30 protein-coding genes and 1 pseudogene are annotated in these 25454 nt (G+C 58.6%); 16 read left to right on the forward strand and 15 right to left on the reverse strand.

Going from position 1 to position 25454, the window contains the following annotated elements; genetic code table 11:
- A pseudogene (locus SSA02_RS04715) lies at positions 1 to 549 on the forward strand (IS701 family transposase); the annotation flags it as partial.
- Between the two features lie 107 nt (positions 550 to 656).
- Entirely contained in the window at positions 657 to 1811 is a 1155-nt protein-coding gene (locus SSA02_RS04720) for a serine hydrolase domain-containing protein (RefSeq protein WP_147092805.1), read from the forward strand.
- Positions 1812 to 2088: 277 nt separating this feature from the next.
- Here the strand turns inward: SSA02_RS04720 and SSA02_RS04725 are convergent.
- Positions 2089 to 2846, reverse strand: a protein-coding gene (locus tag SSA02_RS04725) for an IS5 family transposase (protein WP_246103640.1) whose coding sequence is annotated in 2 segments (ribosomal slippage) — positions 2089 to 2513 and positions 2513 to 2846 — 759 coding nt in all. Because the reading frame shifts where the segments join, the coding sequence is not laid out codon by codon here.
- Positions 2847 to 3244: 398 nt separating this feature from the next.
- Positions 3245 to 4012, reverse strand: a complete 768-nt coding sequence (locus tag SSA02_RS04730) for an NmrA/HSCARG family protein (protein ID WP_246103641.1) — start codon at positions 4010 to 4012, stop codon at positions 3245 to 3247.
- A 98-nt stretch (positions 4013 to 4110) separates the two neighbouring features.
- Here SSA02_RS04730 and SSA02_RS04735 point away from each other — a divergent pair, with 98 nt between their 5' ends.
- Entirely contained in the window at positions 4111 to 4989 is an 879-nt protein-coding gene (locus tag SSA02_RS04735) for a LysR family transcriptional regulator (protein WP_147092806.1), read from the forward strand.
- Between the two features lie 170 nt (positions 4990 to 5159).
- Here SSA02_RS04735 and SSA02_RS04740 read toward each other — a convergent pair whose 3' ends face one another.
- The 3 genes from SSA02_RS04740 to SSA02_RS04750 all read right to left on the reverse strand — a co-directional run bounded on the left by SSA02_RS04740 (position 5160) and on the right by SSA02_RS04750 (position 6990).
- On the reverse strand, positions 5160 to 5513 hold the full coding sequence (locus SSA02_RS04740) for a pentapeptide MXKDX repeat protein (protein ID WP_147092807.1): 354 nt from the start codon (positions 5511 to 5513) through the stop codon (positions 5160 to 5162).
- Between the two features lie 107 nt (positions 5514 to 5620).
- A complete protein-coding gene (locus SSA02_RS04745) occupies positions 5621 to 6328 on the reverse strand; it encodes a molybdopterin-dependent oxidoreductase (protein WP_246103642.1) in 708 nt (235 codons plus the stop codon).
- Positions 6329 to 6366: 38 nt separating this feature from the next.
- On the reverse strand, positions 6367 to 6990 hold the full coding sequence (locus SSA02_RS04750) for a cytochrome b/b6 domain-containing protein (protein WP_147092809.1): 624 nt from the start codon (positions 6988 to 6990) through the stop codon (positions 6367 to 6369).
- Positions 6991 to 7152: 162 nt separating this feature from the next.
- Here SSA02_RS04750 and msrB point away from each other — a divergent pair, with 162 nt between their 5' ends.
- From msrB to SSA02_RS04770, 4 genes are read left to right on the forward strand one after another with little or no spacing between them, the layout of a single operon-like run.
- Complete coding sequence (msrB, locus tag SSA02_RS04755) at positions 7153 to 7614, forward strand: peptide-methionine (R)-S-oxide reductase MsrB (protein ID WP_147093368.1); 462 nt, start codon at positions 7153 to 7155, stop codon at positions 7612 to 7614.
- Between the two features lie 8 nt (positions 7615 to 7622).
- Positions 7623 to 8414 (forward strand): peptide-methionine (S)-S-oxide reductase MsrA, encoded by a 792-nt coding sequence (gene msrA, locus SSA02_RS04760; RefSeq protein ID WP_240386605.1) that lies wholly within the window; start codon positions 7623 to 7625, stop codon positions 8412 to 8414.
- A 30-nt stretch (positions 8415 to 8444) separates the two neighbouring features.
- A complete protein-coding gene (locus tag SSA02_RS04765) occupies positions 8445 to 8975 on the forward strand; it encodes a sigma-70 family RNA polymerase sigma factor (protein ID WP_264884114.1) in 531 nt (176 codons plus the stop codon).
- Positions 8965 to 9606 carry an NrsF family protein gene (locus SSA02_RS04770; protein ID WP_147092811.1) on the forward strand — a complete coding sequence of 214 codons (642 nt, stop codon included), beginning with the start codon at positions 8965 to 8967 and terminating at the stop codon, positions 9604 to 9606. The genes SSA02_RS04765 and SSA02_RS04770 overlap by 11 nt, the downstream gene beginning before the upstream one ends.
- A 48-nt stretch (positions 9607 to 9654) precedes the next feature.
- Here SSA02_RS04770 and yghU read toward each other — a convergent pair whose 3' ends face one another.
- The 7 genes from yghU to SSA02_RS04805 form a co-directional block, all read right to left on the reverse strand.
- On the reverse strand, positions 9655 to 10539 hold the full coding sequence (gene yghU / locus SSA02_RS04775) for a glutathione-dependent disulfide-bond oxidoreductase (RefSeq protein ID WP_147092812.1): 885 nt from the start codon (positions 10537 to 10539) through the stop codon (positions 9655 to 9657).
- Positions 10536 to 11252, reverse strand: a complete 717-nt coding sequence (locus tag SSA02_RS04780; RefSeq protein WP_147092813.1) for a glutathione S-transferase family protein — start codon at positions 11250 to 11252, stop codon at positions 10536 to 10538. The genes yghU and SSA02_RS04780 overlap by 4 nt, the downstream gene beginning before the upstream one ends.
- Before the next feature lie 106 nt (positions 11253 to 11358).
- Positions 11359 to 12108, reverse strand: coding sequence for an SDR family NAD(P)-dependent oxidoreductase (locus SSA02_RS04785; RefSeq protein ID WP_147092814.1), 750 nt, complete (start codon positions 12106 to 12108; stop codon positions 11359 to 11361).
- Between the two features lie 150 nt (positions 12109 to 12258).
- Complete coding sequence (locus tag SSA02_RS04790; protein WP_186807680.1) at positions 12259 to 12675, reverse strand: carboxymuconolactone decarboxylase family protein; 417 nt, start codon at positions 12673 to 12675, stop codon at positions 12259 to 12261.
- A 67-nt stretch (positions 12676 to 12742) separates the two neighbouring features.
- Positions 12743 to 13417, reverse strand: a complete 675-nt coding sequence (locus tag SSA02_RS04795) for a peroxiredoxin-like family protein (protein WP_147092816.1) — start codon at positions 13415 to 13417, stop codon at positions 12743 to 12745.
- Between the two features lie 114 nt (positions 13418 to 13531).
- Positions 13532 to 14638, reverse strand: a complete 1107-nt coding sequence (locus SSA02_RS04800; protein ID WP_147092817.1) for an alkene reductase — start codon at positions 14636 to 14638, stop codon at positions 13532 to 13534.
- Positions 14639 to 14667: 29 nt separating this feature from the next.
- Positions 14668 to 15303: a glutathione S-transferase family protein gene (locus SSA02_RS04805; protein WP_147092818.1), complete on the reverse strand. Its 636-nt coding sequence runs from the start codon at positions 15301 to 15303 to the stop codon at positions 14668 to 14670.
- 272 nt (positions 15304 to 15575) lie between these two features.
- On the opposite strand from SSA02_RS04805, the gene SSA02_RS04810 reads away from it, so the two are divergent.
- The 5 genes from SSA02_RS04810 to mazF all read left to right on the forward strand — a co-directional run bounded on the left by SSA02_RS04810 (position 15576) and on the right by mazF (position 19331).
- The gene (locus SSA02_RS04810; protein WP_147092819.1) at positions 15576 to 16451 is read left to right on the forward strand and encodes a LysR family transcriptional regulator; all 876 of its coding nucleotides are present in this window, start codon (positions 15576 to 15578) and stop codon (positions 16449 to 16451) included.
- 318 nt (positions 16452 to 16769) lie between these two features.
- The gene (locus SSA02_RS04815; protein WP_147092820.1) at positions 16770 to 17348 is read left to right on the forward strand and encodes a carboxymuconolactone decarboxylase family protein; all 579 of its coding nucleotides are present in this window, start codon (positions 16770 to 16772) and stop codon (positions 17346 to 17348) included.
- Positions 17349 to 17487: 139 nt separating this feature from the next.
- Positions 17488 to 18180 carry an SDR family oxidoreductase gene (locus tag SSA02_RS04820; RefSeq protein ID WP_264884138.1) on the forward strand — a complete coding sequence of 231 codons (693 nt, stop codon included), beginning with the start codon at positions 17488 to 17490 and terminating at the stop codon, positions 18178 to 18180.
- A 579-nt stretch (positions 18181 to 18759) separates the two neighbouring features.
- Entirely contained in the window at positions 18760 to 19002 is a 243-nt protein-coding gene (locus tag SSA02_RS04825) for an AbrB/MazE/SpoVT family DNA-binding domain-containing protein (protein ID WP_147092822.1), read from the forward strand.
- Positions 19002 to 19331 carry an endoribonuclease MazF gene (gene mazF / locus SSA02_RS04830; protein ID WP_147092823.1) on the forward strand — a complete coding sequence of 110 codons (330 nt, stop codon included), beginning with the start codon at positions 19002 to 19004 and terminating at the stop codon, positions 19329 to 19331. Before SSA02_RS04825 ends, mazF begins: the two co-directional genes overlap by 1 nt.
- A gap of 27 nt (positions 19332 to 19358) precedes the next feature.
- Here mazF and SSA02_RS04835 read toward each other — a convergent pair whose 3' ends face one another.
- Complete coding sequence (locus SSA02_RS04835; protein WP_147092824.1) at positions 19359 to 20348, reverse strand: amidohydrolase family protein; 990 nt, start codon at positions 20346 to 20348, stop codon at positions 19359 to 19361.
- Between the two features lie 169 nt (positions 20349 to 20517).
- Here SSA02_RS04835 and SSA02_RS04840 point away from each other — a divergent pair, with 169 nt between their 5' ends.
- On the forward strand, positions 20518 to 21432 hold the full coding sequence (locus tag SSA02_RS04840; RefSeq protein ID WP_306345093.1) for a LysR family transcriptional regulator: 915 nt from the start codon (positions 20518 to 20520) through the stop codon (positions 21430 to 21432).
- A 338-nt stretch (positions 21433 to 21770) separates the two neighbouring features.
- On the opposite strand, the gene SSA02_RS04845 is transcribed toward SSA02_RS04840, so the two are convergent.
- On the reverse strand, positions 21771 to 22178 hold the full coding sequence (locus SSA02_RS04845; protein ID WP_147092826.1) for a MerR family transcriptional regulator: 408 nt from the start codon (positions 22176 to 22178) through the stop codon (positions 21771 to 21773).
- A gap of 64 nt (positions 22179 to 22242) precedes the next feature.
- Between SSA02_RS04845 and SSA02_RS04850 the strand changes: the two genes are divergently transcribed.
- The gene (locus SSA02_RS04850; RefSeq protein ID WP_147092827.1) at positions 22243 to 22995 is read left to right on the forward strand and encodes a cation transporter; all 753 of its coding nucleotides are present in this window, start codon (positions 22243 to 22245) and stop codon (positions 22993 to 22995) included.
- 262 nt (positions 22996 to 23257) lie between these two features.
- On the opposite strand, the gene SSA02_RS04855 is transcribed toward SSA02_RS04850, so the two are convergent.
- Positions 23258 to 24208, reverse strand: a complete 951-nt coding sequence (locus tag SSA02_RS04855) for a LysR family transcriptional regulator ArgP (protein WP_306345094.1) — start codon at positions 24206 to 24208, stop codon at positions 23258 to 23260.
- A gap of 25 nt (positions 24209 to 24233) precedes the next feature.
- Here SSA02_RS04855 and SSA02_RS04860 point away from each other — a divergent pair, with 25 nt between their 5' ends.
- Entirely contained in the window at positions 24234 to 24872 is a 639-nt protein-coding gene (locus SSA02_RS04860; RefSeq protein ID WP_147092828.1) for a LysE/ArgO family amino acid transporter, read from the forward strand.
- 258 nt (positions 24873 to 25130) lie between these two features.
- Positions 25131 to 25454: a helix-turn-helix transcriptional regulator gene (locus SSA02_RS04865; RefSeq protein ID WP_147092829.1), complete on the forward strand. Its 324-nt coding sequence runs from the start codon at positions 25131 to 25133 to the stop codon at positions 25452 to 25454.

Consider the following 25454-nt stretch of genomic DNA (forward strand, 5'->3'; position numbering starts at 1 on the left):
AGTTGGCGCAAGGGAACCAAGGGACGCTTGCCGGCTCGTCTCGCGGCCATACGCGTGCGCATCGCGGATGGTGCACCCCAGCGGATCGGCTTTGCTGGAGCCCAGCACATGCCGGGCGAAGAAACATGGCTGGTGGGTGAACATCGCTCGAATGTCGGGCGCAAATATTATCTTTCAAACTTGCCGGCAAACACGCCGATCAAGGTTCTGGCGGGTGCGATCAAAGCGCACTGTAGATCAAAGCGCACTGTAGATCAAAGCGCACTGTATATGTGAACAGGCCCATCAGCAACTCAAGGAGGAACTGGGCCTGGATCACTTCGAGGGACGATCCCGGACTGGACTTCACCGCCATGCCTTGATGTCGATGATGGCCTACGCCTTTTCGTAATCCCGCAGGCTTACTCAGGCAGGATGAAAAAAAAGATCCTCCGGACCGCCACCGTAACCCAGCCTGCCAGCAGTGCGCCAGGCCATCCTCGACCGCATAGCTCGTTCACCACCAACACTTTGCCCTCATTGCGGATGGACACTCAACAGACACCCTAACTCGATTCTGACAAAGTCGTGTTAGTCCGGGATATGATGACATCTGCCAATAGGCGCTATATGGAATGCACTATTCGGCGATAGCCTCTTGTAGTGGCGGATAAAAAATGGGTAGGTCAGTTTCACGGCGAAGTTTAATTACAAGCATTCCTGCCACGGCGGCAACAACGGCTTTCGCCGGTGCTAGAGCGCATGGCGATCTTCCCTCCATCGAGCACGCGGCTATGGAGGCAATTAAAAATCATGCATGCCCGGGCGTGTCCGTCGCTATAGGGCGGTCATCAACCATAATCGGAGCGTATGGCTGGGGTTTTTCCAATCTCGAGACGGGGACAGCCGTGTCAGAAAGGTCAGTCTTTCGCATCGGCTCTCTAACAAAACAGTTTGCGGCCGCCGCAATCCTGAAGTTGGCGCAAATGGGTCGTCTCGACGTTCATGCCTCGCCTGCCGCCTATCTACCACTCGCAGGACCGCTGAAACCTGTAACAGTGTTGCAGTTGATGAACCATACGGCGGGATTACACAGCGACGAAGGGGGAGGTGATGACCGGACCTGCGCTGCGCCAGCGAAGACGCAAATAGAATTGGCCACTGATATTGCTCGCCAGACGAATCCTTTCGATTTCGATCCAGGTACTGCTTGGCTTTACAGCAATGCTAATTACATTGTCTTGGGTGCAATCGTAGAAAGCGTGACCCGCACCCCATTCCCGCGAGCAATGTCGGAACTGGTCTTTAAGCCTCTCGGGCTGAGATCTCTCGCTGTCGACGCCCCAAGCGAGGTGGTTGTTGATCGTGCCTCCGGGTATAGCTCGCCGGAGAAAGGTGGAGCGCGATTCGAAAACGCAGCCTATCTGGACGTTTCGCAAGCCGGTGCTGCTGGCGCAATGCGTGGCGACGCTATCGATCTATGTCGCTGGCAAGAGGCTCTTCTAAGCAACAAGCTTCTCGATCCTTACCATCTCGATCTGATGTTGTCGCCTGCTCGCTTGCGGGATGGTCGTCTCAGCAGCGCGAATCGATTTTCTGTCAATGACGCACATTACGCAGACATGGAATACGGGTGCGGAGTGCTTTTATCGGGCCCGAGCGAACGCGACGCCAGCATCTTGCACTATGGTGCAATAAATGGGTTTGCATGCGTTTTGCAGACATATACGAAATCGAGAACAACGTTCTCTGTACTGTGTAATAGCGATATCGGTCCTGGTTTGCCTTTTGTCGCAATCCGTAAGGTCGTCATCTCTCAATATTTGTCCTGAATATTAACTCTGCAGTCATGGCTTCTGCCCGAAATCAATCCAGCGCAGTGGTTGGAAAGTAGAAATACCCTTCCAAATTTATCTACCGCGCGACGACCCTGATTTGGAGGTTTGTCGCACATACTGGTCGGGTACATGCGGGTTTCCCCGGTCGATGATCGACAATCAGTTGAACTGCGCCGGGATTGGCGGAGACCTATTCTTCTGAGGTCCGCGCCCGAGCGGTACGTCTGGTTCTGGAGCATGAGGGCGAGCATCTGTCTAGGCTCAGGACTCATTATGGCGTCCAGTAGATGACTGTTGCGGCGAGGCAGATTGCCGAGAAGAAGGTGTGGGCGCAGCGGTCGTAGCGCGTGGCAATGCGGCGCCAGTCCTTGAGGCGGCCGAACATGTTCTCGACCTTGTGCCGCCGGCGATATCGGGACTTGTCGTACGGGATCGGCACTTTCCGGCTCTTCGTGGACGGGATGCATGGCTCGATGCCTCTTTCGGTCAGATTGCGCCGGAAACAATTGCTGTCGTAACCGCGATCGCCGACCAGGTGGCGAGCGGAGGGCAAGCGTGGCAGCAGCAGGGCTGCGCCCTTGTGGTCACTCATCTGACCTTCGGTGAGCAGCATCGCCACTGGACGGCCATGCCCGACGCAGACGGCGTGCAGTTTCGAGTTCAGGCCGCCTCTTGTGCGTCCGATCCGACGCGCAGCACCCCCTTTTTGAGCAGACTTGCGGCAGTGCGATGCGCCTTCAGATGTGTGCTGTCGATCATCAACTCCTCCGGAACGCCAGCATTACCCGTCAGGGCGGAAAAGATCCGGGCAAATACGCCAAGACGGCTCCAACGGATGAAGCGATTATACAGCGTCTTATGCGGACCGTAGCCCGACGGCGCGTCCTTCCATTGCAAGCCATGCCGGATCACGTAGACGATGCCGCTCAGCACGCGGCGATCATCTACGCGTTTCAGGCCGCGCGTTTTCGGAAAATATGGCCGTAACGCGCGCATCTTGCTCACAGGCAGCATCGGCAGATCAGACATCGGGTTCTCCTTCCGTTGACCGTCGAATCACATCATCCCAGTCTCGTAAAGGGTCCTGAGCCTAGGCCGACCATTCCAAAAAAAACCGATAGCTAAAACTGTCTGGTTCCGCTGAGGAGATCGCGCGCTTAAAATTCCTCCGGGCCTGGCTGCATGATAAGCTCGGTCTTCGATATTTTGCGCCCACTGGCCGTACTACCGGTAATAGAGGCAACCGGGAGTCAAAAACCGAAAGAAGCTTGTCAATTTTCAAATATCGGCTTCCTTGTCGCGCTATGCAGCATCGACCGATCCGATCGTCAGACTACGACAGACGTTGGCGGCTATCCTACGCGCGTTGCAGTGTCCAGTCCTCGAGTGTAAGCAACGTCGGATACTCACGTCGCAGAGCTGAAATATCAGCCTTGAAGCCGTCTCGGGCGATCCACTCGAACATCAGGCGAAAGTCTTCGGGTAATCGCGTTCGCATAACAGAGGGGATTGTAAAGCCGCGGCTTGGGCGTATTCCGGCATTCGGCAGAATTGACGCTGCGGTGCGGGCTGTCACCTGCAAGCTCAATGGCCCGACCAAGGTACTGATCAGGTTTCTCGAACGCCTCCGCAGCGAACCAGGCAACATCCTGCACCGAGACAAGCTGCATAGCCTGATCCGGCCTCAGATAGGTCTTCATCATGGACAGCATAGTGATCCGAAAGATCAGGCTTGAAAAGTTTTCCATAAAGGCCGCTGGACGTAGAACCGTAGCCGGCAAGTTCAGTGACGCAATGTGCTGCTCAATCGCCCATTTGCTCTCGAAGTGGGGAACGCCGCTCCGTCGCTCAACCCCGCCTGCGGAGCACTGCACGAAGTGCCACACGCCACTCTTCTTGGCGAGGCTGGCGAGCCTCTTTCCCTGTCGCTCCTCACCGGCTGGACCGATCTTCATGGGCGACTGGACAGATAAAACGCCTTCTGCCCCGTCAAGCGCCAATCGCAGGGAATGTTCGTCGTCCAGATCACCATGAACGAGCTCAACCCCATGCTTTGCCAGAGCGACTGCTTTTGGCGTCTGCGGGCTCCGGACGAGCGCGCGAATGTGCCAATGCCCTCGACGTTGCATCTCGCGGATCGTGGCGCCGCCTTGTTGTCCGGTCGCGCCCGTAATCAGAATGACTGGTTTTGACATCTCGGCCCCTTCAATACAGAGGTACGATAAGCCGTTCCCGTTGGACAGGGCAGGTGCGTCATCGTAGACGTCTTGTTCCATATCTGGAACGCAAGCCCATGAACTCAGATGATCTCGGCAGCTTTCTGCGCATCGCGGAGACCATGAGCCTCAGCGCAGCCTCGCGCGTCACGGGAACGCCTAAATCATCGCTCAGCCGGGCATTATCCCGTCTGGAGAGGGAAATCGGGGCGAAGCTGTTCGAACGCGGCGCGCATGCCCTCAGACTGACCGAGGCCGGGCGCATACTCCTGATCCACGCAAGACGCGTCATGGACGATTTGAATGAGGCTGCCGCGGCCCTCGATGGGGTAACGGGGCAACCTCGAGGGGTTCTAAAAATCAGCGCAGCAACGACATTCGCAATCGGGCTGGTGGCGCCGATGCTGCCGCATTTTCTGCGAGAGTATCCTGATCTGCGCGTCCATCTTGAGGCTGAGAACCGGGTTGTCGATCTGGCGAGGGAGGATGTCGACATGGCAATCCGGATAGGGGCAATGCCAGACTCCGACCTGATCGCCAGCAAGTTGGGCAGGATCGAATTATGGCCCTGCTCGAGCCCAGCCTACCTCTTGGAAAGAGGTAGGCCCCAAACGCCACACGACTTGGCCGATCACGAGTTGCTTGGATGGACCGATCAACCGTCGATCTGGCGTTTCAAAGATAGCGCGGGGTGCGAGCATCGCATACCCGTCGCGGTTCGATCCGTCATCCCGGAGCCCGCCGTCCTGCAGGTGGTCCTTGAGAGCGGGGGAGGGGTAGGACGTTTGCCTGCCTTCTTGGCAAACCCCTCAACCGAGAAGGGTAGGCTTGTGAGACTACTCCCCGACTATGAAGCGGAGACAGTGGAGGTACATGCGGTCTACGCAGCGCATCGGAGCCTCTCCTCCAAGGTCCGGGTATTTATTGATGCTTTGCGCGCACATATGACAGGATGATCGCCCATATCCTCCTGTGGGACACAGCTTATCGGCAGCGAAGGCGAACGCTATCTGACATCATCTTTGCCTACCGTCGCCCCGGCGCTGTTTGATATTTCGCTAGGATCAAAACCCGATTATGCCCCGGAAGGGTCGACCTGTGGCTTTTGACCACAGGCGTTCGGCCCTCAGTTCGGCTTTGCCATGTCGCCTTTCGAGTCATTGCTCATCGCGTCATGTTCCATCGGGTCGTGCTTCATCGCACTGCCCATCTTGTTCTTCTTTTCCATACCCTCTGACTTCATCATGCTGCCATGCTTGCCCATGGACCGCTTCGACATCCCGTGGGGCACCATTTCGTCCTTCGTCATGGCATGCTTCTTCATGCTGTCTGAAGACATGTCACCGTGTGACATGCTGTCATGTGCCATAGCGCCCTGCGACATCGTCCCTTGTGACATGGTGTCCTGAGCGAAGGCAGGGGCTCCCAGCAGCATTGTCGAAGAAAAGGCACAGGCGAGTGCGAGTGTACGAAAAGACATGATTACATTCCTGGATCGGTTCAAAGGGTCGGAAAATGGACGCGCCAGCTTCCGATATCTTTTCTTTCGCCTCAGCCTTGCCGCAGGTTACATGCCTGTGTGCTTTTTTATGAACCGCCGAACCAGTCATACCCCTGGTCTTCCCAATATCCGCCCGGGAAATGATTCGTGACCTCGATAGAGGCGAGATATTTCGGGTTTTTATAGCCGAGTTTTGTAGGAATGCGGATTTTCATCGGGGCGCCATAGGCGGGTGGGAGAGGGTTCCCGCCGAAATCCAGCGCCATGATTGTCTGCGGATGAAGTGCCGTCGCCATATCGATACTCGTACTGTAATCATCAAAACAGCGGAAATTCACATATTTTGCCCGTAGATCGGCCCCGACATGCTGCAGGAATACAGAGAGCGGAACCCCCGACCAATCTCCGATAGCGCTCCACCCCTCCACGCAGATATGTCGCGTGATCTGCCTTTTCTGCGGCAGGGTACGAAACCGGGCGACCGACCAGGGGCTCTTGTCTGAAACAAGCCCGCTCACCTCCAGCCGCCAGGATGAAGTCTCGACGAGCCTTACGTCGCTCTCGTCATAATAGGCATTGAATGGAAAGGGATGTGTGATGCGCGACGGGTCAAATTCCCTTGCGAGGCGCTGACGGCTGAAAAGAAGCGCCTGCATCCGGTCGGTGAAACGTGACATCAGGCTAAGGGCCTGTTCCACGGACGCATTATCGTCCAGTGCGCAGCCTGACAGCAGGGAAAGCCCACCAATAGAAAGACTGTTCCGCAGGAAGAGCCTGCGTTCGAGCTTGCGCAATTCGGGCGCGACACCGGCGCGGTCGATTTTCGGCGGGCTCATGAGGCGCTCTCCTTGTCGCTATCTGGCATACGTCGCCCGAACACCATGCCCCACAAGGTGGCGGGCACCATCAGGGCAAGCGCGACATGGAGCAAAAGAAAGCCCACAATCAGGCTCATCATGGCAAAATGGATGCACCGGGCAATGTCGTAGCCTCCGAACAACCAGGTCAGCCATCCAAGTTGCACGGGTTTCCAGATCGAAAGGCCCGTCGTGACCGTCAGCACAGCCACCACAAGCACGCCCGTGTAGAGCGCACGTTGCACAGCGTTGTAGTGCCCGGCCTTGTGGGAGAGCTTCAGGCGCAGGGCCTGCCCAATATCCCTCACCACAGATCGCGGTCCTGCGGGGCGCAGGTCGTTGCGAAAATGCCCGCTTGCGGCGCCATACACAACGTAAACCAGCCCCGCCCCCATCAGCACCCACATGGCAGCAAAATGCCAGGCAATGCCGCCGCCAAGCCAGCCTCCAAGAGTGACGGCAGTGGGGAATTCAAAGGGCAGGATAGGGGAGGCGTTATAGATCTGCCAGCCACTACCGATCATGACGAGCATGGCAAGCGCGCCTGCCCAATGGGTGAGGCGTATGATCGGTGCGGGCGCGCGTCGCGATCGTGACATGGCAGTTCGTTCCCTGAGTCTTATGGAGGCTGGCAGAGTTTTCTTCGTGTGGACGCCCTCAAAGGTTACGGCACGGGCTAAAAAAAAACGGTGTGACTGCCCGTAACCTCTGCGCGGTGCAGCACGAAGGATGGTGTGAAATTCATCAAAAGGGCGAAGTTCATGACATCGCGTCGACAATTCTGCCTTGCTTCAGTCTGTCTGGCTCTGTCGGGCCGCGCCTGGGGCGCAGAACCTTATCCCGTGACGCATAGTGCTGCTGAATGGCGGCGCCTGCTCACACCGGAGCAATTCGAGATTCTGCGTGAGGCTGGCACAGAGGCACCCTGGTCCAGCCCGCTCCTGAACGAACACCGACAGGGGCGGTTTGCCTGCGCAGGCTGCGCAACGCCGGCATTTGACTCACACAGCAAGTTCGAAAGCGGGACGGGCTGGCCAAGTTTCACGGCAGCGCTGCCCCATGCTGTTCAGGAGCGTGGGGATGACAGTCTTGGCATGGAGCGCACGGAGGTACGGTGCGCGACATGCGGTGGTCATCTTGGCCATGTCTTTGATGACGGTCCCCAACCGACCGGCTTGCGCTACTGCATGAACGGCGCAGCCCTTACCTTCAGGCCAGTCTGAAAGTTCGCATGATGATCAGGAAAAACGTGCTTGGCGTCGCGCTCGCCACATTCAGCCTTTATGGAATTCTGCACGAGGTCACTTCAAGGGCGTCTGCCTATCCGACCTTGCCTGAGCCCGTTATCGTGGCAAAGACCGGTAACGACAAACCCATCGGGCAGATGACGGCACCCCCCGATGATTCCCGTCCGGGGATGACCCCATCCAGCGTCGTTTTTGCGGGAGGGTGTTTCTGGGGGGTGCAGAGCATATTCCAGCACGTGCGAGGCGTCACAGCCACCCGAGCTGGATATGACGGCGGTGCGCGTGACACGGCCCAGTATGAACGCGTCAGCGAAGGCGATACCGGTCATGCGGAATCGGTTGAGGTTGAGTATGATCCTACCCTCGTCAGCTTTGGCACGCTGATGCGGATATTCTTCACCGTGGCACTGGACCCGACGCAGATCGACCAGCAATTCCCCGATACGGGGCCACAATACCGTTCCGTCATTTTTACGCGGACAGCGCAACAGGCGCGCGAGGCAGAGGCCTATATCGCGCAACTCGATGCCGCCCACATCTTTGCCCAGCCCATCGCAACGCATGTTCAGCCTGACAAGGCGTTCACCGGGGCGGAAAGAGAGCATCAGAATTTTGCGGCGCGTTATCCGCATAATATCTACATCGAGACCTATGATGCCCCGCGGCTGGACGCACTGCGTGCCAGCTTCCCGGCAAGCTGGCGGACAGAGCCAGTCCTAGCACTTTCTACGGCGCCTGGGTCTTTACGTATGTCAAATGATAGCGGTAGGAAATGATCTCCGGTCACGCATGAAGGCAGCAGATTTTTGACAGAAGCGGATTGGAGCCGTTGGATGGAGGCCGCGCAGGCAGGAGATGCACAGGCTTATCGCCTGGTGCTGGGCGAGGCACAGGCATGGTTGCGCCGTTTTTTCCTCAAACGCCTGCCGCCCTCAATGGTCGATGACGCCGTGCAGGACACCCTTATGGCGGTGCACGAGAAGCGTCACACCTTCGATCCTTCCCAGAAATTCGGCCCGTGGATTGCGGCCATTGCGCGTTACAAATGGATTGATCGCCTCCGGGCCGCCAGGCGTACACAGACGACCCTGCTTGATGAGACGGTGGCTGTGGGCGATCACGAGGAACAGGTGACCACGGCTCATGCACTGGAAAAGCTTCTGGCGCAGTTGAAGCCGGGGCCGGCAGAAGCGATCAGGTTGGTGAAGTTGCAAGGTCTGAGCATAGAGGAGGCAGCACGTCGAACAGGGCAATCCGCGACGTTGGTGAAGGTCAATATCCATCGTGGGTTGAATCGCATGAGCACTCTGGTGATGGGAGGCAACGATGGTGAATGATCCCCTGATCGAGCGGTTTGTAACCGATCTTCGCCCCGTCCGGAGACGCTCACTCTGGCGCGATGCCTTGACCCTCACGGTTCTCGCCGGGGTCGAGATCGGTGCAGTGCTCGGGTTTGGCCTGATGCGCCCTGACATGCCCCATGCCATGCACATGATGAGCTTCTGGTGGAAGGCAATCGGACTGCTGCTGATCGTCGGGCTGGGCGGCGCTTCGGCGCTGGTCTCGCTCGACCCGACACGTTCGCCCCGGCAGGGGCTGCGTCGGCTGGGCGTGACGGCTGTTGTTCTTTTTGCCCTTGGCTGGCTTGTGGATGCGCTTCAGGCTGGGCCAGAGGCGTTATGGCTCAGGCTGGATCCGGCGCATGGCATGGTCTGTGCACGCGAGATCGTGGAGCTTGCTCTTCCGGCTGTCCTCGCACTGGGTGTTATCGTGCGCCGCGGCGCACCGGTTGATGTGCGCGGAACAGCGTGGGTCACTGGCATTGCCGGCGCGGCTTTTGGTGCGCTCGTCTTTGCTCTGGCCTGCCCCTTTGATGACCCGCTCTACCTTGTCGTCTGGTATTCATTGGCCTGTGCGCTGGTGGCCTGCGGCACGCGTCTGGTGTTGCCTTGGTTGATACGCTGGTAGGTCCGGGCGATGCATTGTGCATCGCCCGATGCGATTGGGTATAATCGATCAGATCGCGCTGTCTTTCGTCAACTTGTCCTGCGTTCTGAGCTCGAAATCCGAGCTGTCATGGCGTTCGCGAAGCTGGGAAGACAGCGGGCCTGAGAGCCTGTTCACCATCCGGCCCCGCTGGACAGCAGGGCGTTCGAGCAACCGGGCTGACCACGCCTGCACATGGGAATACTCCTGAACGCTCAGAAACTGTGCAGCATCATTATAGAGCCAGCCTTCTACAAGGCCGCCATACCATGGAAAGATTGCCATATCGGCAATTGTATAGGTGTCGCCCGCTATATAGTCATGCCGGGCAAGCTGCCGGTCGAGAACGTCCAGCTGGCGTTTGGTCTCCATGGCAAACCGGTTGATTGCATATTCGATCTTCTCAGGGGCGTAGGCATAGAAATGGCCAAAGCCACCGCCGAGATAGGGTGCGCTGCCGACCTGCCAGAAAAGCCAGTTCAGACAGGCCGTACGCGATGGAACATCCCGAGGCAGAAAAGCCGCGAATTTCTCTGCGAGATAAAGCAGGATCGATCCTGATTCGAAGACGGGCAGGGGGGTGCCCCCGCTTTGGTCGATCAGCGCCGGGATCTTGGAATTCGGGTTGATGGCTGTAAAGCCCGATCCGAACTGATCGCCATCCCCTATATTGATCAGCCAGGCATCATATTCCGCCCCCTCATGTCCCAGGGCCAGGAGTTCCTCCAGCATGATCGTCACCTTTACCCCATTGGGCGTACCCAGTGAGTATAGCTGGAGCGGGTGACGCCCTACGGGGAGGTTCTTTTCATGCGTCGGCCCGGCGACAGGGCGATTGGTGCTGGCGAATTTGCCGCCATTATGTTTGTCCCATGTCCAGACACTGGGCGGTGTATAGTTTTCTGAAGCGGTCATGAGCGCTGCTCCCGATTGTGGATAGGGAAATTGGATGGGAAGAGGGCACGTTGTGCCTGATCGTCCATATCTGTCTTGAATGCGTGCCTCTTCATGAGCGCCTGCACGCGCGACACGGCCGAGCGGGCATTGATGTCGTGCATGAAGCGAGCAAGTGCAGGCCAGCGCTCGAGCGGATAATCTTCCTTGAGCACACGGGGCGCGCGCTCCAGCCAGCCCCAGGCAGACATATCGGCAATTGTGAAAGTATCGCCCACGATGTAACGGCGGTCCGTGAGGTGCTGGTCGAGAACTGTGTAATGTCGTTCGACCTCGCGCCTGTACCGATTGACGGCGTAGTCCAGCCCGGCGGGCGCTGCATGCTGAAAATGCACGGCCTGACCGGAAAAAGGCCCAAGCCCGGATGCGATAAACATCAACCATGACAGCAATTCAGGCCGGTCCGCGGGGGTCCCGAGATATTGCCCGCTCTTTTCAGCAAGATAGAGCAGTATTGCATTGGAATCGAACACGCGTGTTGCCGGGCCCGCAGGACCTTCGGTGTCGATAATGGCAGGCACCTTGCCATTGGGGTTGATCGCGAGAAACGCCGGGTCATACTGATCACCTTTGCGGGTATCGACCGGTATGGCCTCATAGGGCAAACCGGTTTCCTCGAGCATGAGGGCGATTTTCGCCGGGTTGGGCGTGGGATGGAAATAAAAACGGATCATGATAGCTCACCCTTGCGAAACCATGTCAGTCTGATTGGCAGTATGGGCGGGTCCTGCTGACGCTCCACCGTACTGGTGATCGCAATCCTGTGGTTATCACGGAGCCCTAGACCGCGGCCGCACCACCGTCGACAATGAGGTCAATGCCTGCAACATGACTGCTTTCATCAGAAGCCAGAAAGAGCGCGGCCGCAGCAAGTTCCTCTGGCTGCCCCAATCGCTTCATGGGCACGGCTGCAGCCCATTGACGCTTGACGGCTTCGGCACCTTCCGGCGTATCGGCCTGGCTGTCCATGATCGGTGTGTCGAACGGTCCGGGGCTGAGGGTATTGATCCGTATGCCGCGTTCGACCAGTTCGGCCGTCCAGGTTCTGGACAGGCTGCGTATTGCAGCCTTGCTTGCGCTGTATGTGCCATAGCCAGGCACACCCTTATTGGCAGCGATGGATGAGACAAGGATGACTGAGCTGCCAGACCGCAACAGGCCAAGTGCCTTGCTGATCGTGAAATACAGGCCTTTCACGTTGATATCAAACGTCCGATCGTAATTGGCTTGTGTTGCCTGTTCGAGTGTTTGAGGCAGAACGATGCCGGCATTGGCGACCAGAATATCGATAGCCCCACGTTCACGCCGTATCGTTTCCACCATGCGTTCGATATCGCCGGGAAGACTGACATCTGCCTGTATAGAGGCGGCCTGACTGCCCAATGTCGGTACAGCCCGCTCAAGCTCGGCCTGTCGCCGACCGGTGATATAGACAAATGCGCCTTCAGCGATGAAACGCGTTGCGATGGCAAGCCCGAGCCCGCTGCTTCCTCCGGTCACAAGGGCCGTTTTTCGATGAAGTTTCGTCATAACTGTTCCTTTTCGAAGGCAGATTGCCGTGAAGGAATCACGAAGCGCGAGAGGGGCGCAGAGAGGTTCGTGAACGCCGCAGGCTGGATGTCATCGGGAGCGCGAGACGAGGCCCGTTCTACCGGCAGGGTACAGTACTTGGGTGAGGGCTCAGAGCAGACCGCGATGGCCTTCATACTCTTCGCTTTTGTCGAGTCCACGCTCAGCAATGATCTTCGCAGCGACAGGCATGACACCGGAAATGGCGGGAAAGCCGACATAAGGGAGCATCTGTATCAGAGCCTCCTCTATTTCCTTCAGCTTCATACCGTGATCGAGCGCAAAACCCATATGGAGGCCGAATTCATGAGGCTGGCGCAGCGCAACCATGACGGTCATGGTGATGAGACTTCGACGCGCCTGATCGAGCCCTTCACGTGTCCAGATGTCCTCGAAAACATGATCAACTGCATACCCGGCTATGGCTGCGCCGAAAGTGCCTGACTGTGACGCCGCGATGAGCTTGGCGGATTGTTCGTCACCCATCAAATGGCGAGTGAAGCTATTGCCCATGTCATTGGAGCGCATATCTCTCTCCGTATCCTCAGTGAAAAACTCCGCTCCTGCGCGAGCCGGGGCGGTATGGATGGAGTGATCAGTCGGCCGACTGGGTCGCGTGGCGCAGGGCAGGAAGCATGTCGGCAGGTTCCGGGCGACGCGTATAATCCGGGTTGACCTCGGCATAGAGAATGACGCCGTCCTGACCGATGACGAAACGTCCGGGCATGGGGAGCGTCCAGCTGTCGTCACCATTGAAACCGGGCAGATCGTTTTTGAGATTCCGGTAAAGCTCGATCAGATAGTCCGGCATGGTAAAACGCAGGCCGAATTGTGCTGCAACGTCGTTATGCGTGTCGGACAGGATCGGGAAATCCAGATCGTTCTGGCGGACGGATTTCCGGCTGTTCGCAGCCGTCTGCGGCGAGATCGCGACCAGCTCCGCACCGAGATCGCGGAATGAGGGAAGTGCCGCCTCGAGAGCCTGCAATTCCATGTTGCAGTAAGGGCACCAGACGCCACGATAGAAGCTGACGACCAGAGGTCCCCGGGCGAGAAGATCGGCAGAGGATACGGGATTGCCGTCGGGATCGTTCAGCGTGAAGGCCGGTGCCTTGTCTCCCGCCTTGAGGGCTTTCTCTGCGGCGCCCGAGGCAACCAGCTCGGCAGTGGCGCGGTGCATGGTCTCGATGACCGCGTGCGGGACGTTGTAAGGGGGCTTTCCGGCTTCGAAATCGGCCTTGAAAGCGTCGAGTTTTGCCTGGAGTGTCATGGTTTCGTTTCCCTGGTTGTGGTGTCGGATCCGACGATATGCGGTCGCCGGACGGGAGGGATGACGGCGTGGCCGACTAACGCTCATTCCGTGACGGAATGAGCGCTCCGTCTCTCATTCCGCCGTTGCTGTCGCTGTTTCGGAGAAAGGATAGTCGGTGTAGCCATGGGCATCGCCGCCATAGAAGGTCGAACGGTCATAAGGGGTCAGGGGAAGATCCAGACGCAGCCGCTCGGGAAGATCGGGATTGCTGATGAAGTGCCGACCGAAGGCGACCGCATCGGCATCGCCGGAATCGAGCAGGGCTCCTGCACTGTTCCTGTCGAACCCGCCTGCCGCGATCAGCGTGCCCCGGAACCTCTTGCGCAAGTCGCGCGCGGCGACAGGCGCGCTTTCGGCAATGAGTTCCGTGCCCTTGATGCGGGGCTCGACCACATGCAGATAGGCGATTCCGAGCGCATCCAGCCGCTCTGCCACATAGCCGAAGGTTTCCTCGGGATTGCTGTCCGACATCGAGCCGTAAGTGCCGCTCGGGCTCAGACGAACACCTACGCGATCTGCCCCCCAGACGGATATGGCGGCTTGCGTCACCTCAAGAAGGAAGCGGGCGCGGTTCTCGACAGGGCCGCCATACTCATCGGTGCGGTGGTTGGTGCCATCCTGCAGGAACTGGTCCGGCAGATAGCCATTGGCGCCGTGAATCTCCACGCCGTCGAACCCTGCCAGTCTGGCCCTTGCGGCACCTTTTCTGAACTGCTCGATCACGGCAGGAATTTCCTCCAGCGTGAGGGCGCGCGGCATGGAGAACGGGGCGGGGCCGCTGGGCGTGTAGGCGTCTCCTTCCGCCCGCAGGGCAGACGGAGCAACCGGAGCCGCGCCGCCGGGTTGCAGATCGTGATGCGACTGCCGCCCCACATGCCAGAGCTGCATGACGATCCTGCCACCGCGCGCATGAACGGCCTCGGTGACCGCGCGCCAGCTTTCGATCTGGGAGTCGTCATAAATGCCCGGTGCGCCCGCATAGCCATACCCTTCGAGTGCGACGGGTGTCGCCTCGGAGACGATGAGTCCGCCGGGCGAGCTGCGCTGGCTGTAATACTGCGCCATCAGCGCATTGGCCTTGCCGGATGCGTCCGATCGCATACGCGTCAGCGGTGCCATGACGATTCTGTGGCCGAGCGACAATGCTCCGGCCCGGAGCGGGGTGAAGAGTGCGTTCATGGGAATGTCTTTCCTGAAAAGAGACGGGTTCAGTTCCTGGCGGTGAGCGCCTCGACGCGGTCGATACCGCGCTGCACGCCGGGTCGGGCGGCGATCTGCTCGTACCAGCGGGCGACATGAGGGGTGCGGTCGAGCGCGATGCCGGGAAAGCTGCGTCGCCACAGCCAGCCGAAATGCGCGATATCGGCGATGGAGAAGGCATCGCCTGCCACGAAGTCGCGATGCGCCAGCACGCCGTCGAGTACACCCAGCACGCGTCTGGCTTCGTTGTCGAAGCGTTCGATGGCGAGCGGCAGGGTTTCGCTGGCAAAACGCCGGAAGAAGCCGGCTTGTCCGAAAGCGGGGCTCAGCGCGGAGGCATGAAAGAAAAGCTGTTCGAATACGCGCGCCCGTTCGGCCCCGGTTGCAGGGAGAAGGCGGCCGGTTTTTCCAGCCAGGTACACGAGTATGGCTGCAGACTCTGTGAGGACGAGCTTCTCATCCCTCGCGTCGTGATCAACCAGTACGGGAACCTTCTGGTTAGGATTAAGCGTCGTGAAGGACGTGGTACCCTGTTCGCCTTGCCGGATATTGATGCCGTGTAGCGCATAGGCGAGATCGAGCTCTTCCAGCGCGATGGTGACCTTGACGCTGTTGGGCGTCGCGAAAGCGTAGACCTCAATCATGAGCGGTTCCTCCATCAGGTTTTGCAAGGAGAGTGGAGAGCGCCGGGAGAAGGGCGGCGACCATAGCTTGTGGCAGGTCACCCGTGAGCTGATAGGCCGAGATAAAATGCGACACCGGTCGTGTTGATACGGCGTTGGTGAAATGAACGATCATCCTGAAGCCTGCTCCATCCTTCCCCGACGCTGACCGGGTTGCAGGCTTGGTTTGCCTCTGTTTCACTGGGCATGGCAGATGGCTCGATGCGATAAGCATCATTCCCCGGAGGAATAGGATGGACCGATATCAGGCGATGACGACGTTCGTGCGTGTGGTCGAGACGGGTTCATTCTCAGCAGCGGCACGGCAGCTTCATGTTGGTCAGCCCGCTGTGTCGAAAATCGTGGCACAGCTGGAAAGCCGGTTGCAGGTCAGCCTGCTGATACGCTCGACGCACGGTCTGACGCCGACAGAGGCGGGGCAGGCGTTTTACGAGCGCGCGCGCAACGCGCTGCTGGAAGCCGACGAGGCCGAGCTGGCGGCGCGCGGCGCGGGAAGCGGTCTGTCCGGACGGCTGCGCGTATCGGCCGCCACGACATTTGCGCGGCTGCATATCATACCCCGGCTTCCGGCTTTTCTCGATGCGCATCCGCAGCTCGATGTCGATATTCTGCTTGATGACCGGATGATCGATCTCGTGGCCGAGGGGGTTGATATCTCGTTGCGTATGGGGGCTTTGGCCGATTCCTCAGCGGTCGCGCGCAAGCTGGCGACGGGAAAACGTTCGGTGCTCGCCACACCGGCCTATCTGGCGCGTGCGGGCATGCCGTTGGTTCCTGCCGATCTGGCTGATCACACCGCGATCGTTTACAGTCAGCTCCCCAATGTCTGGTCATTTCACAGGGATGGCTCGGCCGTCTCGGTGTCCGTTGCGGGGCGTCTTAGGGTCAGCGCTGCCGAGGGCCTGCGGGCAGCCATACTCGCTGATATGGGCCTGACCATCACCTCGGACTGGATGTTCGCCCCGGAACTCGAAAGCGGCGCCGTAACGCGCCTGCTTCCAGCGTGGTCTTTGCCTGATATCGACCTTTGGGCTGTCTTCCCCACGGGAAGAATGATGACCGCAAAGGCAAGGCAATTTGCAGATTTTGTTCAGGGCTTGATGGAATGAAAGCAAGATGCCGCCGTTTGGTGCGCATACTGTCTTTTGCGATATTCAGAAAGACAAGGGCTGGCGTTGCGATCGCGTTGGCTCAGCTATGCTGGGAAGTCGAGGCAGAGTTCGACATCGACATCGACATCGACAGGTCAACGATGGGTGGTGCCTGACCCGATATGTTGCTCTCTTCAATCCGCTACCGTCGGCCTTGGCCATTCCATTCGGGAATAAGCGTTATTGCCATTACCCCGCTCCCCAAGCGAGAGGAAAATACGAAATCTCCGTTTCCTGATTGTCATATTGGCAAGCAAGGATACAGGAGTTTTCATAATGACGACCAATGCGTTCAAGCTGCATGATATCGAAAATGCACCGAAGGCATCAGCAGACATTCTCAACGGGGTACAGCAGGCCTGGGGCTTTATCCCCAACTTGCATCGCGTTCTAGCCGAGAGCCCTGCGGCGCTTGAGGCATACGCTACCTTGTGGGGGATTGCTGAAAAAACGAGCTTCTCTCCCGTCGAGCGGAATATTGCCTATCTGTCGATCATCTACGAGAACGAATGCACCTACTGCATGGCAGGTCACACCAATCTGTCGCGCATGGCAAAAGTCGACGATGCGTCAATTGAGGCGATCCGTGAGGGGAAGCCCCTTGCTGACCCCAAACTTGAGGCCTTGCGCAGATTCGCGGCGCTGGTAACACGCAATCGTGGCGTCCTGAGCGAAGCCGATGTCGATGCATTTAAAGCTGCTGGCTATACCAATCAGTCCGTACTTGACGTGCTGGTGCTTGAAGCCACTAAACTGATTTCGAATTATACCAACCATCTCGCTCATACACCTCTGGACAGCTTCATGGCGGGTGCCGAATGGACCGCCCCGGGTAAACTGGGTGTAGCAGGCTGAACGCAGCCCATTTTGGCAAATGGCCGAAGCAAGTCCTTCGGCCGAGGTGTCGCGGAGGTGTCTCGATACACCCCCGGGCTCATGGGCTGAACCTCAAATTTGTTGATCAGGGAAGCTTCCATTAGATAAGTCCATTCTCATCACAGGCGCGTCGAAAGGCATCGGGCGGGCGGCAGCGCAGGCACTTGCTGACACGGGCTGGCACGTTATCGGCGTAGCCCGTTCAATTGCGGGAGGATTTCCGGGCGAGTTCGTCTCGTGCGATCTGACCGATAGCGACGCAATCCGGAAACTGGCGAGAGATGTCGTCAGCCGTGGTAACGTGCTGGGTGTCGTCAATAATTTCGGTATTGCGAGACATGAGCGCTTTGAGAGCGTCACGGACGTCGACTTTATGGCGCTGCTTGGGGCCAACCTCCGCCCGGCATTACAGGTTACGCAGGCTTTGCTTCCAGGGATGCGCGATGCCAAGTTTGGGCGCATAGTAAATATTGGCAGTCTCACCACGCGTGGATTGCCCTATCGCGCCGGGTATGCGGCGGCAAAATCCGCACTCGAGAGCCTCACGCGGACGATCGCGATCGAATACGCTGCATATGGCATCACAGCGAACATCGTCGCCCCAGGTCCAACGGAGACGGAGCTCTTTCGCGCAAATAATCAGCCTGGTAGCGAAGGCGAGGCAAGATATCTTGCAGGCGTGCCTGCCGGAAGGTTTGGCCACCCCGAAGAAATCGCAGCAGCGATTTCTTTCTTCTGCTCAGACCTTGCCAGCTTCATTACAGGCCAGTCGCTTTTCATCGACGGCGGTAGCAGTCTGGGAAAAGGATGATCGATATCGGAAGCGGCTCCGCGAACATACTGAATCTTAGCAGGCGTGAACCAAAATCCGCATAGCTTAGTCTTGTATCGTCTTCCCCTGATAGAGTCACTCGTCGGCACGCGTAGTTGAGCGTGGCTCGCCTCACGACGCGTGATAATGCTATGTCAGCAAAAATTCTGACGGTTACGCACCAGGGTGGAGACATGCCTCTGAGGAGGGGCTTTTGGGCCTTATAACCCCCTCGCCCCCCTCTACTTCCGATAATGATAAAAATCGGAAGTAGGAAAAAGGCGGAAGGCCGCCATTTTCTGTCTATCGGCAATCTTATCTCGCTACGCGTTATCGACCGATCCGATCGGCAGACGACGACCGGCGTCGGCGGTTATTTTTCTACGTTTTAGCGCCCAGTTATTTGGAGTAGGTCGTCACTGAGAGAACCCCGCCCAAAGGCTCTCCGTCTTGAATGGGGGGATAGCAGATTGTCAGCTCTCGACGAAAATTAGAGCGGAGCGGACATCAGAAACATTTTTAGCTTGAGAATTGAGTAGATTTCTCGTATCTACTCAGTATACACATGGGGATGGTTCAATGCACGGTACGGTACGCAAGTGGGGTAATAGTGCTGCCATTCGGCTGCCAACCAGCCTTCTCAACGCCGTCCAGCTTCAAATCGACCAAGCCGTCGACGTCCGGGAAGAAGACGGGCGGATTATTATCCAACCCCTTCGCCAAGACCGCCTCTCTCTGGAAAGCTTAACCTCGGCGATCACAGACGAAAACCGTCACAGTGAAATAGACTTCGGGCTTTCGGCTGGCGACGAGGCCTGGTGATGCCGGAATGGGTCCCGGATTGCGGGGATATCGTGTGGCTCGAGTTTGACCCGCAGGCTGGTCGTGAGCAGGCAAGGCACAGGCCTGCCGTGGTACTATCGCCAGCTTCATACAACGCAAAGTCAGGAATGATCGTGTGCTGCCCGACGACCACGCGCATCAAGGGCTACCCGTTCGAAGTTTCGCTGCGGGGCCAGCCCGAGAGCGTTGTGCTATCTGATCAGTTACGCAGTCTCGACTGGCGAGCACGACGCGCGAAGATGAAAGGAAAAGCTACCGACACCGAGCTCGAGGCCGTCCGCGAGCGAGTTCGTCTCTTAGTCGGATAGCAGGACTTTGCAACTGAGCCGCTTCTCCTATGAAGCCGTCGACAATCCCGCCGTAAGGCGCTCCCAGTTGCCATGCGCGAAAGCGCACGCGGCAGCCTGATCGAGACCGCATTCGTTTAGAAAACGTCGCGCGTCACCTCCGGGGCGATATTGATAAGGGTAGTCGGTCGAAAACAGCAGCCGATCATAGCCGACGATGCGGGCCGCCTGTTCCAGGTAATGCGGCATAAACATGCCGCTCGCCGTGACATACAGGTTGCGCCGGAAATAAGTCATCATGGGCTGCTGCAACCCGGAGACACGATCCATGTTGGCGATCCGCTCGGCGTAGAACAGGACCAGTTCTCCCCAATGCCCCAGAATGACCTGCAGGTCTGGAAAGCGATCGAAATGACCCGCAAGGGCGAGCCGCAGGAACTGGATGCCGGCGTCGTAGTGCCAGCCAAGCCCGAAACAGGCGAAGGCCGCATCCACCATAGGGCTGAAACCCGAATAATAGGCGTCCCGCACCACCTTGTCCGGCGCCCTGGGATGCAAAAGGACCGGGGCATGCAACGCTGCGGCACTCTGAAAAATCGGTAGCAGATCGAGATGGTCCAGGTTGCGATTTCCGACCCGGCCGCACAGCATCGTCCCCTTGAAGCCCAGCGTTCTTACGCAGCGTTCGAGTTCGAGTGCTGCTTCGTCGGGCATGGTCACGGGTAGTGTCGCCAGTCCCTGAAAGCGATTCGGGTGGCGGGCAATTGCCTCGGCCACGGCATCGTTCGCCCGGCGGGCCAGATCCACGCTCTCTCGTCCAAGATCATGCAAGGCAGGCGTGGTCAGCGACAAAACCTGCACGTCCAGCCCCGTCTCATCCATGAGTGCGATCCGCTCTTGGGAGAGATCAACCAGCCGTTTTTCGAGCGGGCCGCCATGAAATGCGACGCTCGGATCTGCGGCTTCTAGACTGATGGCAGACCAAGCGTTTTTCACCTCTTGTGTCAGGAAGTGCTCTTCGATGCCGATCAGTTTCATGGGCTTGCTCCTGCCTGAAGACGCCTCGTCTGAACGGGACGCGCCTGTTTCACGTCGGCGAAGATAAGCGCGCGCCAAGAGAGGCGCCAGACGCATCCCGATCAATGAATAGTTGCGTGCAACGCTATCTATTACCCGCCATGGGGGGTAATATCGCGGCATGGAGACCATGGATTTCAATCTGCTGACGGCGCTGGACGTGCTCCTCGCCGAGGCCAGCGTGACCGGTGCCTCACGTAAGCTGGGGCTGAGTCCATCCGCCATGAGCCGCACGCTGGCGCGGCTTCGCGCGGCTACCGGCGATCCGCTGCTGGTTCGCGCTGGCCGACACCTCGTGCCGACACCCTATGCGGCGGAAATCCATGATCGCGTCCACGAATTGACACGCGACGTGCGATCCATCCTGCATCCGTCATGTCGGGAGCTAGATCTAGCAACGTTGGATCGAACCTTTACCATCCGCGCCAATGAAGGCTTCGTGCAGTTCTTCGCAAGCCCGCTTGTCAAGGCCGTTATGGACGTAGCCCCCCGCGCCCGTCTGCGTTTCGCGCCCAAGCCCGACAAGGATGTCCAGCCACTTCGGGAAGGACGGATCGACCTGGAAATCGGCGTACGCAGCGAGTCCGCGCCCGAGATCCGAAGCCGCTTGTTGTTCCGGGATGAATTTATCGGCGTGGCCCGCGTCGGTCACCCGATCTTTTCCGGCGGGCCGATCAACGTGGAGCGATATATCGCGTGCCGCCACGTCATCACGTCACGAAGGGGAGCGTTTCGGGGCCCGGTTGATGACGTATTGGAGGCGATGGGTCATCGGCGCATCGTGTCGGTCGTGGTTCCCGGATTTCCGGACGCGCTACGGATCGTAAATAGCTCTGATCTGATCACACATGTGCCGCAATCAGGACTTGGCCGCCATATCATCGATCCAGCGGAAACCAAGCGCCTTCGAACATTCCCACTACCTATCAGAACGCCTGAAATTGCTGTTTGCATGATGTGGCATCCACGGCTGGATGCGGATCCGGCGCACCAATGGTTACGTGAGACAGTGCACAAGAGCTGTCGAACGCTTCTTGGAAATTGACGTCTGTTTTTGAAAATAAATCAAGGCGTTTCTAATGTCCTAAAAGAGGTCGGAAGCCGCTATACGACCTCGAGCGCAGCCGCACGGGAAGAAAGATGATCCGCACTTCATCACAAAGAGCGTCTGATGCAGACATTCCGACCCATCCCCCGCCGCTCTGCGCTCATCGAGCCTACTTCCGATAATATAAGCTATCCGAAGTAGATCGGCGTTAGGAGAACCCCGCCAAAACTCTTTGTACAGAATTGGGGGGGATTGCAGTCGGTCCGCTTCATGCGAACGAGCTGTGGAAGCGGACATTCTGATTCGGTGTGAAAGGGGTGCGCTGCTGCCTCTCGCTAAACCCTGTCGTACCCGTAGCCTAGCACTTTGATCACCCGACATTCCTCGATCGTACCGCGCGCGCACCGATCTAGCGAGCGTTGCAACTCGGCGCGCAGCGCCACCAGCTTCTCGATCCGTCGGTCAATATTCTCGACGTGGCGGTGAACAATAGCGTCCACTTCGGCGCAGGAACGCTCCCGCTGTTCGCTGAGCGTCAGCAACTCACGAATGTCGGCGACCTCGAAGCCCAGCTCGCGGGCATGGCGAATGAAGTTGAGCCGGGCGACCTCGTCCACACCGAAGCGCCTTTGCCGCCCTTCCGTTCGTGCCGGTGTCGGAAGAAGCCCGACGCCTTCATAGTAGCGGATCGTCGGCACCTTGACCCCAGTGCGCCGCGCCAACTCACCAATCGAGATGCTCATGGTGCTTTTCCCTTGAAGCTCTAGTGGCTAGAGATTGTAGGGTGATCCCGGAAAGGAGTCACTCATGTCCAAGAACCGCTGCAAGTCCGAGACCGCCTGTTGCGCTCCGCCACCTCTGGTCGTGCCCACGAAAACAGTCACATCAACCGTCGAGGTGACGACATTCGACATCGTCCAGAATAGCTGCTGCCCGAAGGGTGTCCCGGTCTTCGACGGTATAGACCCGCGTTACAAGCGCGTCCTGTGGACGGTGATCGCGATCAATGGCGGGATGTTCATGACCGAAATGGCGGCGGGACAGTTCGCTGGCTCGCAAGCCCTCAAGGCCGACGCACTCGACTTTCTGGCCGATACCGTCACCTACGGTTTGAGCCTGGCGGTGATCGGCGCGAGCCTGCGTACGCGAGCCACGGCGGCACTCGCCAAAGGCGTCTCGCTGTCGCTGATGGCGCTGTGGGTGTTCGGGTCCACCGTCTACCATACGCTGATCCTTGGCGTTCCGCAGGCCGAGATCATGGGTGCAATCGCCGTTCTGGCACTAACCGCGAACCTTGCCTCGGTGTTCCTGCTCTTGCCCTACAAGGATGGCGACGCCAACGTGCGCTCGGTGTGGCTCTGCTCTCGCAACGATGCGATCGGCAACCTAATCGTCATGGGCGCGGCACTCGGCGTCTGGAGCACCATCAGCGCATGGCCTGACCTTGCGGTGGCCGCGATCATGGCTGGCATCTTCCTTTCATCAGCGGTTCAGATCCTGCGGCAGGCATGGGCAGAATATCGAACCGAAGAGGCTGGCACGAAGGCAGCCGCCGCATAGGCGAGGATCATGCGCCATGTCCGCTTCCCGGCAACGCGAAGCGGTCCGGCCACGTCGTGAAAGAGGCGACACCAGACGTTCCCTATATCTGCCGAAACAGATGCAGGTAGGGGCGGTTGACCGGCACAGCGTCCTCGCGCTCGCGCAATCGGATTTCGGCTGAATTCATGCTCCAGGTGACAGATATGATCGATCGCCTCTAGATTCATCCGGCATAGAGCGGCTCTCCGTTGACATGACCCCGCCGTAGGAAGGAAGACAATCAAACATCGCGCACCTGCAATTCCCTGGTGGCGGCATCCTGAACCGCCTGCGTCAGGCGGATCAGGGTCTTGGCATGAAGGCGGGCGACGGTCCAGTAAAGCGGCACGCCGATCGTGACGCCCGGCGGTAGTTCGACCAGGCGCTCTGCCTCAAGGTGCTGTCTGACCAGTTGCACTGGATGCATTCCCCAGCCGACCCCGGCCAGCCCAAAGTCAAGGAATCCTTGGGTGGACGGCACCCAATGCACCGTCTTGCCCAGCTCGGTCCCATGGATTTCGCGTAGCCACCGGGCCTGTAGCCCATCGCGTCGATCGAAGCGCAAGGACGGCGCAGCGGCCAGCATTTCGACACTGAATCCCTCGCTGAGATGTCGCGCCATGAAAGCCGGGCTGGCGCAGGCGACATATCGCAGTGTGCCGAGTTTGATGGTCCTGCACCCGGGAATGGGGGCAGAATGAGAGCTGACGGCAGCCAAAACTTCGCCTGAACGTAGGCGATTGGCTGTTTGCCCCTCGTCGTCGAGCCGGAGATCGAGTGTTACCGCCGTTTGGTGCGCGAAGTCGGCAGCTGCCCTTACAAACCACGTTGCCATGCTATCCGCGTTGACGGCGATCGCGACGGTCGCGGTGCTGCCGGATAGGATGCCGTCACGCCCCAGATCAGGCCCGAGATCCTGTTCCAGCAGGCGCACGCGGTCGACATGATCGCATAGCTTCCGGCCCAGATCAGTGGGGCGGCAAGGCTGCCCACGCTGAATAAGGATCGCACCCAGACGCTCCTCCAGGCCGCGCACACGTTGCGAAACCGCGGAGGGCGTATGGCCAAGAACGGCGGCAGCCCGCTCAAATGTGCCTTCGCGAATGACCGCGGCAACAGCCGCGAGCGACGGATAATCCAGCATTATGAAGTGTTGCTTCACCCAGTGAAGAAAAACAAGTTTTTCTGTCAAGTTTGTGGCTGCTACCCCCTCGAAAATGATCCCCGTGCTGCTTCCCGTATTCTCCGGTTTCTGCCTGTCGGCCGCGCTCATCATGGCGATCGGCGCGCAAAACCTGTTCGTCCTGCAACAAGGTCTGAGGGGCGAGCATGTCGCCTTGGTCGTCCTGTTTTGCAGCCTCTCCGATGCCTTGCTGATCACAGTCGGCGTCAGTGGCCTTGGAACTTTTCTAGGCGCCGTTCCGGAGATCGGACGGGTTCTGGCGTTCGGCGGTAGTGCGTTTCTGGCATGGTACGGTCTTGCGGCACTGCACCGAGTGCGCGCGCCCCGACGCATGATCGCGGGCGAGACGCCCCCGATCCCGCGTGTGCGGGTATTGGCCATGCTGGCGGCCTTCACGTTCCTTAACCCGCATGTATATCTCGATACAGTGCTCCTGATGGGGGCGGCGGGGGCGGCCGAACCGTCCGGACAACGCCCACTCTTCATCGGGGGCGCCGCGTCCGCAAGCGTGGTATGGTTTACCTCGCTTGGATACGGCAGTCGTCTACTGCGGCCGATCTTCGCGCGCCCGATCGCCTGGCGAATACTCGACGCGATCGTGGGATGCGTCATGCTGACGCTGGCAGCATCGCTGATCCTGCGGGCTTTAGCCCCGGACTTGCGGTTGAAATGAGCGTCACGTGGAGATCGATGCGAGCGATCGATTATGTCTGACGTCCGCTTTGAGAGGGCAGTAAGCACCCTTATGGTTCCTGAGGGTAAGAAGACAAAACCCTGATTTACATATGTTTTGTATCACCACAGGTCACTGCTTGTCACCCCTGATCTTCCTCCGTTTGGCTCACAAATGGCTCATGGCTCAGCCACGTCCGGTTGACGTGTCTAGCATCTGACGGCTCAATGGGGGGCTTCGTTTCCGAACGCTGGAATCATGGCCGATACACCTGAACCTCTCCGACCGGCCGTGCTGAATTATGAGGATGCGGCGCGCTATCTGGGTATTTCCCCTGGGCGCTTACGCAATCTCAAGTGGATGGGTATCGCCCCGAAATCCATCAGCTATGGCAGACGCGACGTGCGCTTTCGCGTGACTGATCTGGACGCATGGCTTGACCAGAAAGCAGGCGTGGCATCGCCACCCGAACCAGCGCGTAAACGCCCCAAGAGACCGCGCAGAGGTGTCACCGTCTGGCTCGTTCCAGCCTTGCTAGGTCTCATCGGTTTTATCATCTGGGTAATCAGTCTGATCCTGTGA

It is taken from the genome of Swaminathania salitolerans, assembly GCF_007988945.1.
In the GTDB taxonomy this organism is placed as follows: domain Bacteria; phylum Pseudomonadota; class Alphaproteobacteria; order Acetobacterales; family Acetobacteraceae; genus Swaminathania; species Swaminathania salitolerans.

Coding starts and splice junctions, on each gene's coding strand:
- SSA02_RS04720 (WP_147092805.1), top strand. CDS start 657: ATGGGTAGGTCAGTTTCACGGCGAAGTTTAATTACAAGCATTCCTGCC.
- SSA02_RS04730 (WP_246103641.1), bottom strand. CDS start 4,012: ATGTCAAAACCAGTCATTCTGATTACGGGCGCGACCGGACAACAAGGC.
- SSA02_RS04735 (WP_147092806.1), top strand. CDS start 4,111: ATGAACTCAGATGATCTCGGCAGCTTTCTGCGCATCGCGGAGACCATG.
- SSA02_RS04740 (WP_147092807.1), bottom strand. CDS start 5,513: ATGTCTTTTCGTACACTCGCACTCGCCTGTGCCTTTTCTTCGACAATG.
- SSA02_RS04750 (WP_147092809.1), bottom strand. CDS start 6,990: ATGTCACGATCGCGACGCGCGCCCGCACCGATCATACGCCTCACCCAT.
- msrB (WP_147093368.1), top strand. CDS start 7,153: ATGACATCGCGTCGACAATTCTGCCTTGCTTCAGTCTGTCTGGCTCTG.
- msrA (WP_240386605.1), top strand. CDS start 7,623: ATGATGATCAGGAAAAACGTGCTTGGCGTCGCGCTCGCCACATTCAGC.
- SSA02_RS04770 (WP_147092811.1), top strand. CDS start 8,965: ATGGTGAATGATCCCCTGATCGAGCGGTTTGTAACCGATCTTCGCCCC.
- yghU (WP_147092812.1), bottom strand. CDS start 10,539: ATGACCGCTTCAGAAAACTATACACCGCCCAGTGTCTGGACATGGGAC.
- SSA02_RS04780 (WP_147092813.1), bottom strand. CDS start 11,252: ATGATCCGTTTTTATTTCCATCCCACGCCCAACCCGGCGAAAATCGCC.
- SSA02_RS04785 (WP_147092814.1), bottom strand. CDS start 12,108: ATGACGAAACTTCATCGAAAAACGGCCCTTGTGACCGGAGGAAGCAGC.
- SSA02_RS04790 (WP_186807680.1), bottom strand. CDS start 12,675: ATGCGCTCCAATGACATGGGCAATAGCTTCACTCGCCATTTGATGGGT.
- SSA02_RS04795 (WP_147092816.1), bottom strand. CDS start 13,417: ATGACACTCCAGGCAAAACTCGACGCTTTCAAGGCCGATTTCGAAGCC.
- SSA02_RS04800 (WP_147092817.1), bottom strand. CDS start 14,638: ATGAACGCACTCTTCACCCCGCTCCGGGCCGGAGCATTGTCGCTCGGC.
- SSA02_RS04805 (WP_147092818.1), bottom strand. CDS start 15,303: ATGATTGAGGTCTACGCTTTCGCGACGCCCAACAGCGTCAAGGTCACC.
- SSA02_RS04810 (WP_147092819.1), top strand. CDS start 15,576: ATGGACCGATATCAGGCGATGACGACGTTCGTGCGTGTGGTCGAGACG.
- SSA02_RS04815 (WP_147092820.1), top strand. CDS start 16,770: ATGACGACCAATGCGTTCAAGCTGCATGATATCGAAAATGCACCGAAG.
- SSA02_RS04825 (WP_147092822.1), top strand. CDS start 18,760: ATGCACGGTACGGTACGCAAGTGGGGTAATAGTGCTGCCATTCGGCTG.
- mazF (WP_147092823.1), top strand. CDS start 19,002: ATGCCGGAATGGGTCCCGGATTGCGGGGATATCGTGTGGCTCGAGTTT.
- SSA02_RS04835 (WP_147092824.1), bottom strand. CDS start 20,348: ATGAAACTGATCGGCATCGAAGAGCACTTCCTGACACAAGAGGTGAAA.
- SSA02_RS04840 (WP_306345093.1), top strand. CDS start 20,518: ATGGATTTCAATCTGCTGACGGCGCTGGACGTGCTCCTCGCCGAGGCC.
- SSA02_RS04845 (WP_147092826.1), bottom strand. CDS start 22,178: ATGAGCATCTCGATTGGTGAGTTGGCGCGGCGCACTGGGGTCAAGGTG.
- SSA02_RS04850 (WP_147092827.1), top strand. CDS start 22,243: ATGTCCAAGAACCGCTGCAAGTCCGAGACCGCCTGTTGCGCTCCGCCA.
- SSA02_RS04860 (WP_147092828.1), top strand. CDS start 24,234: ATGATCCCCGTGCTGCTTCCCGTATTCTCCGGTTTCTGCCTGTCGGCC.
- SSA02_RS04865 (WP_147092829.1), top strand. CDS start 25,131: ATGGCCGATACACCTGAACCTCTCCGACCGGCCGTGCTGAATTATGAG.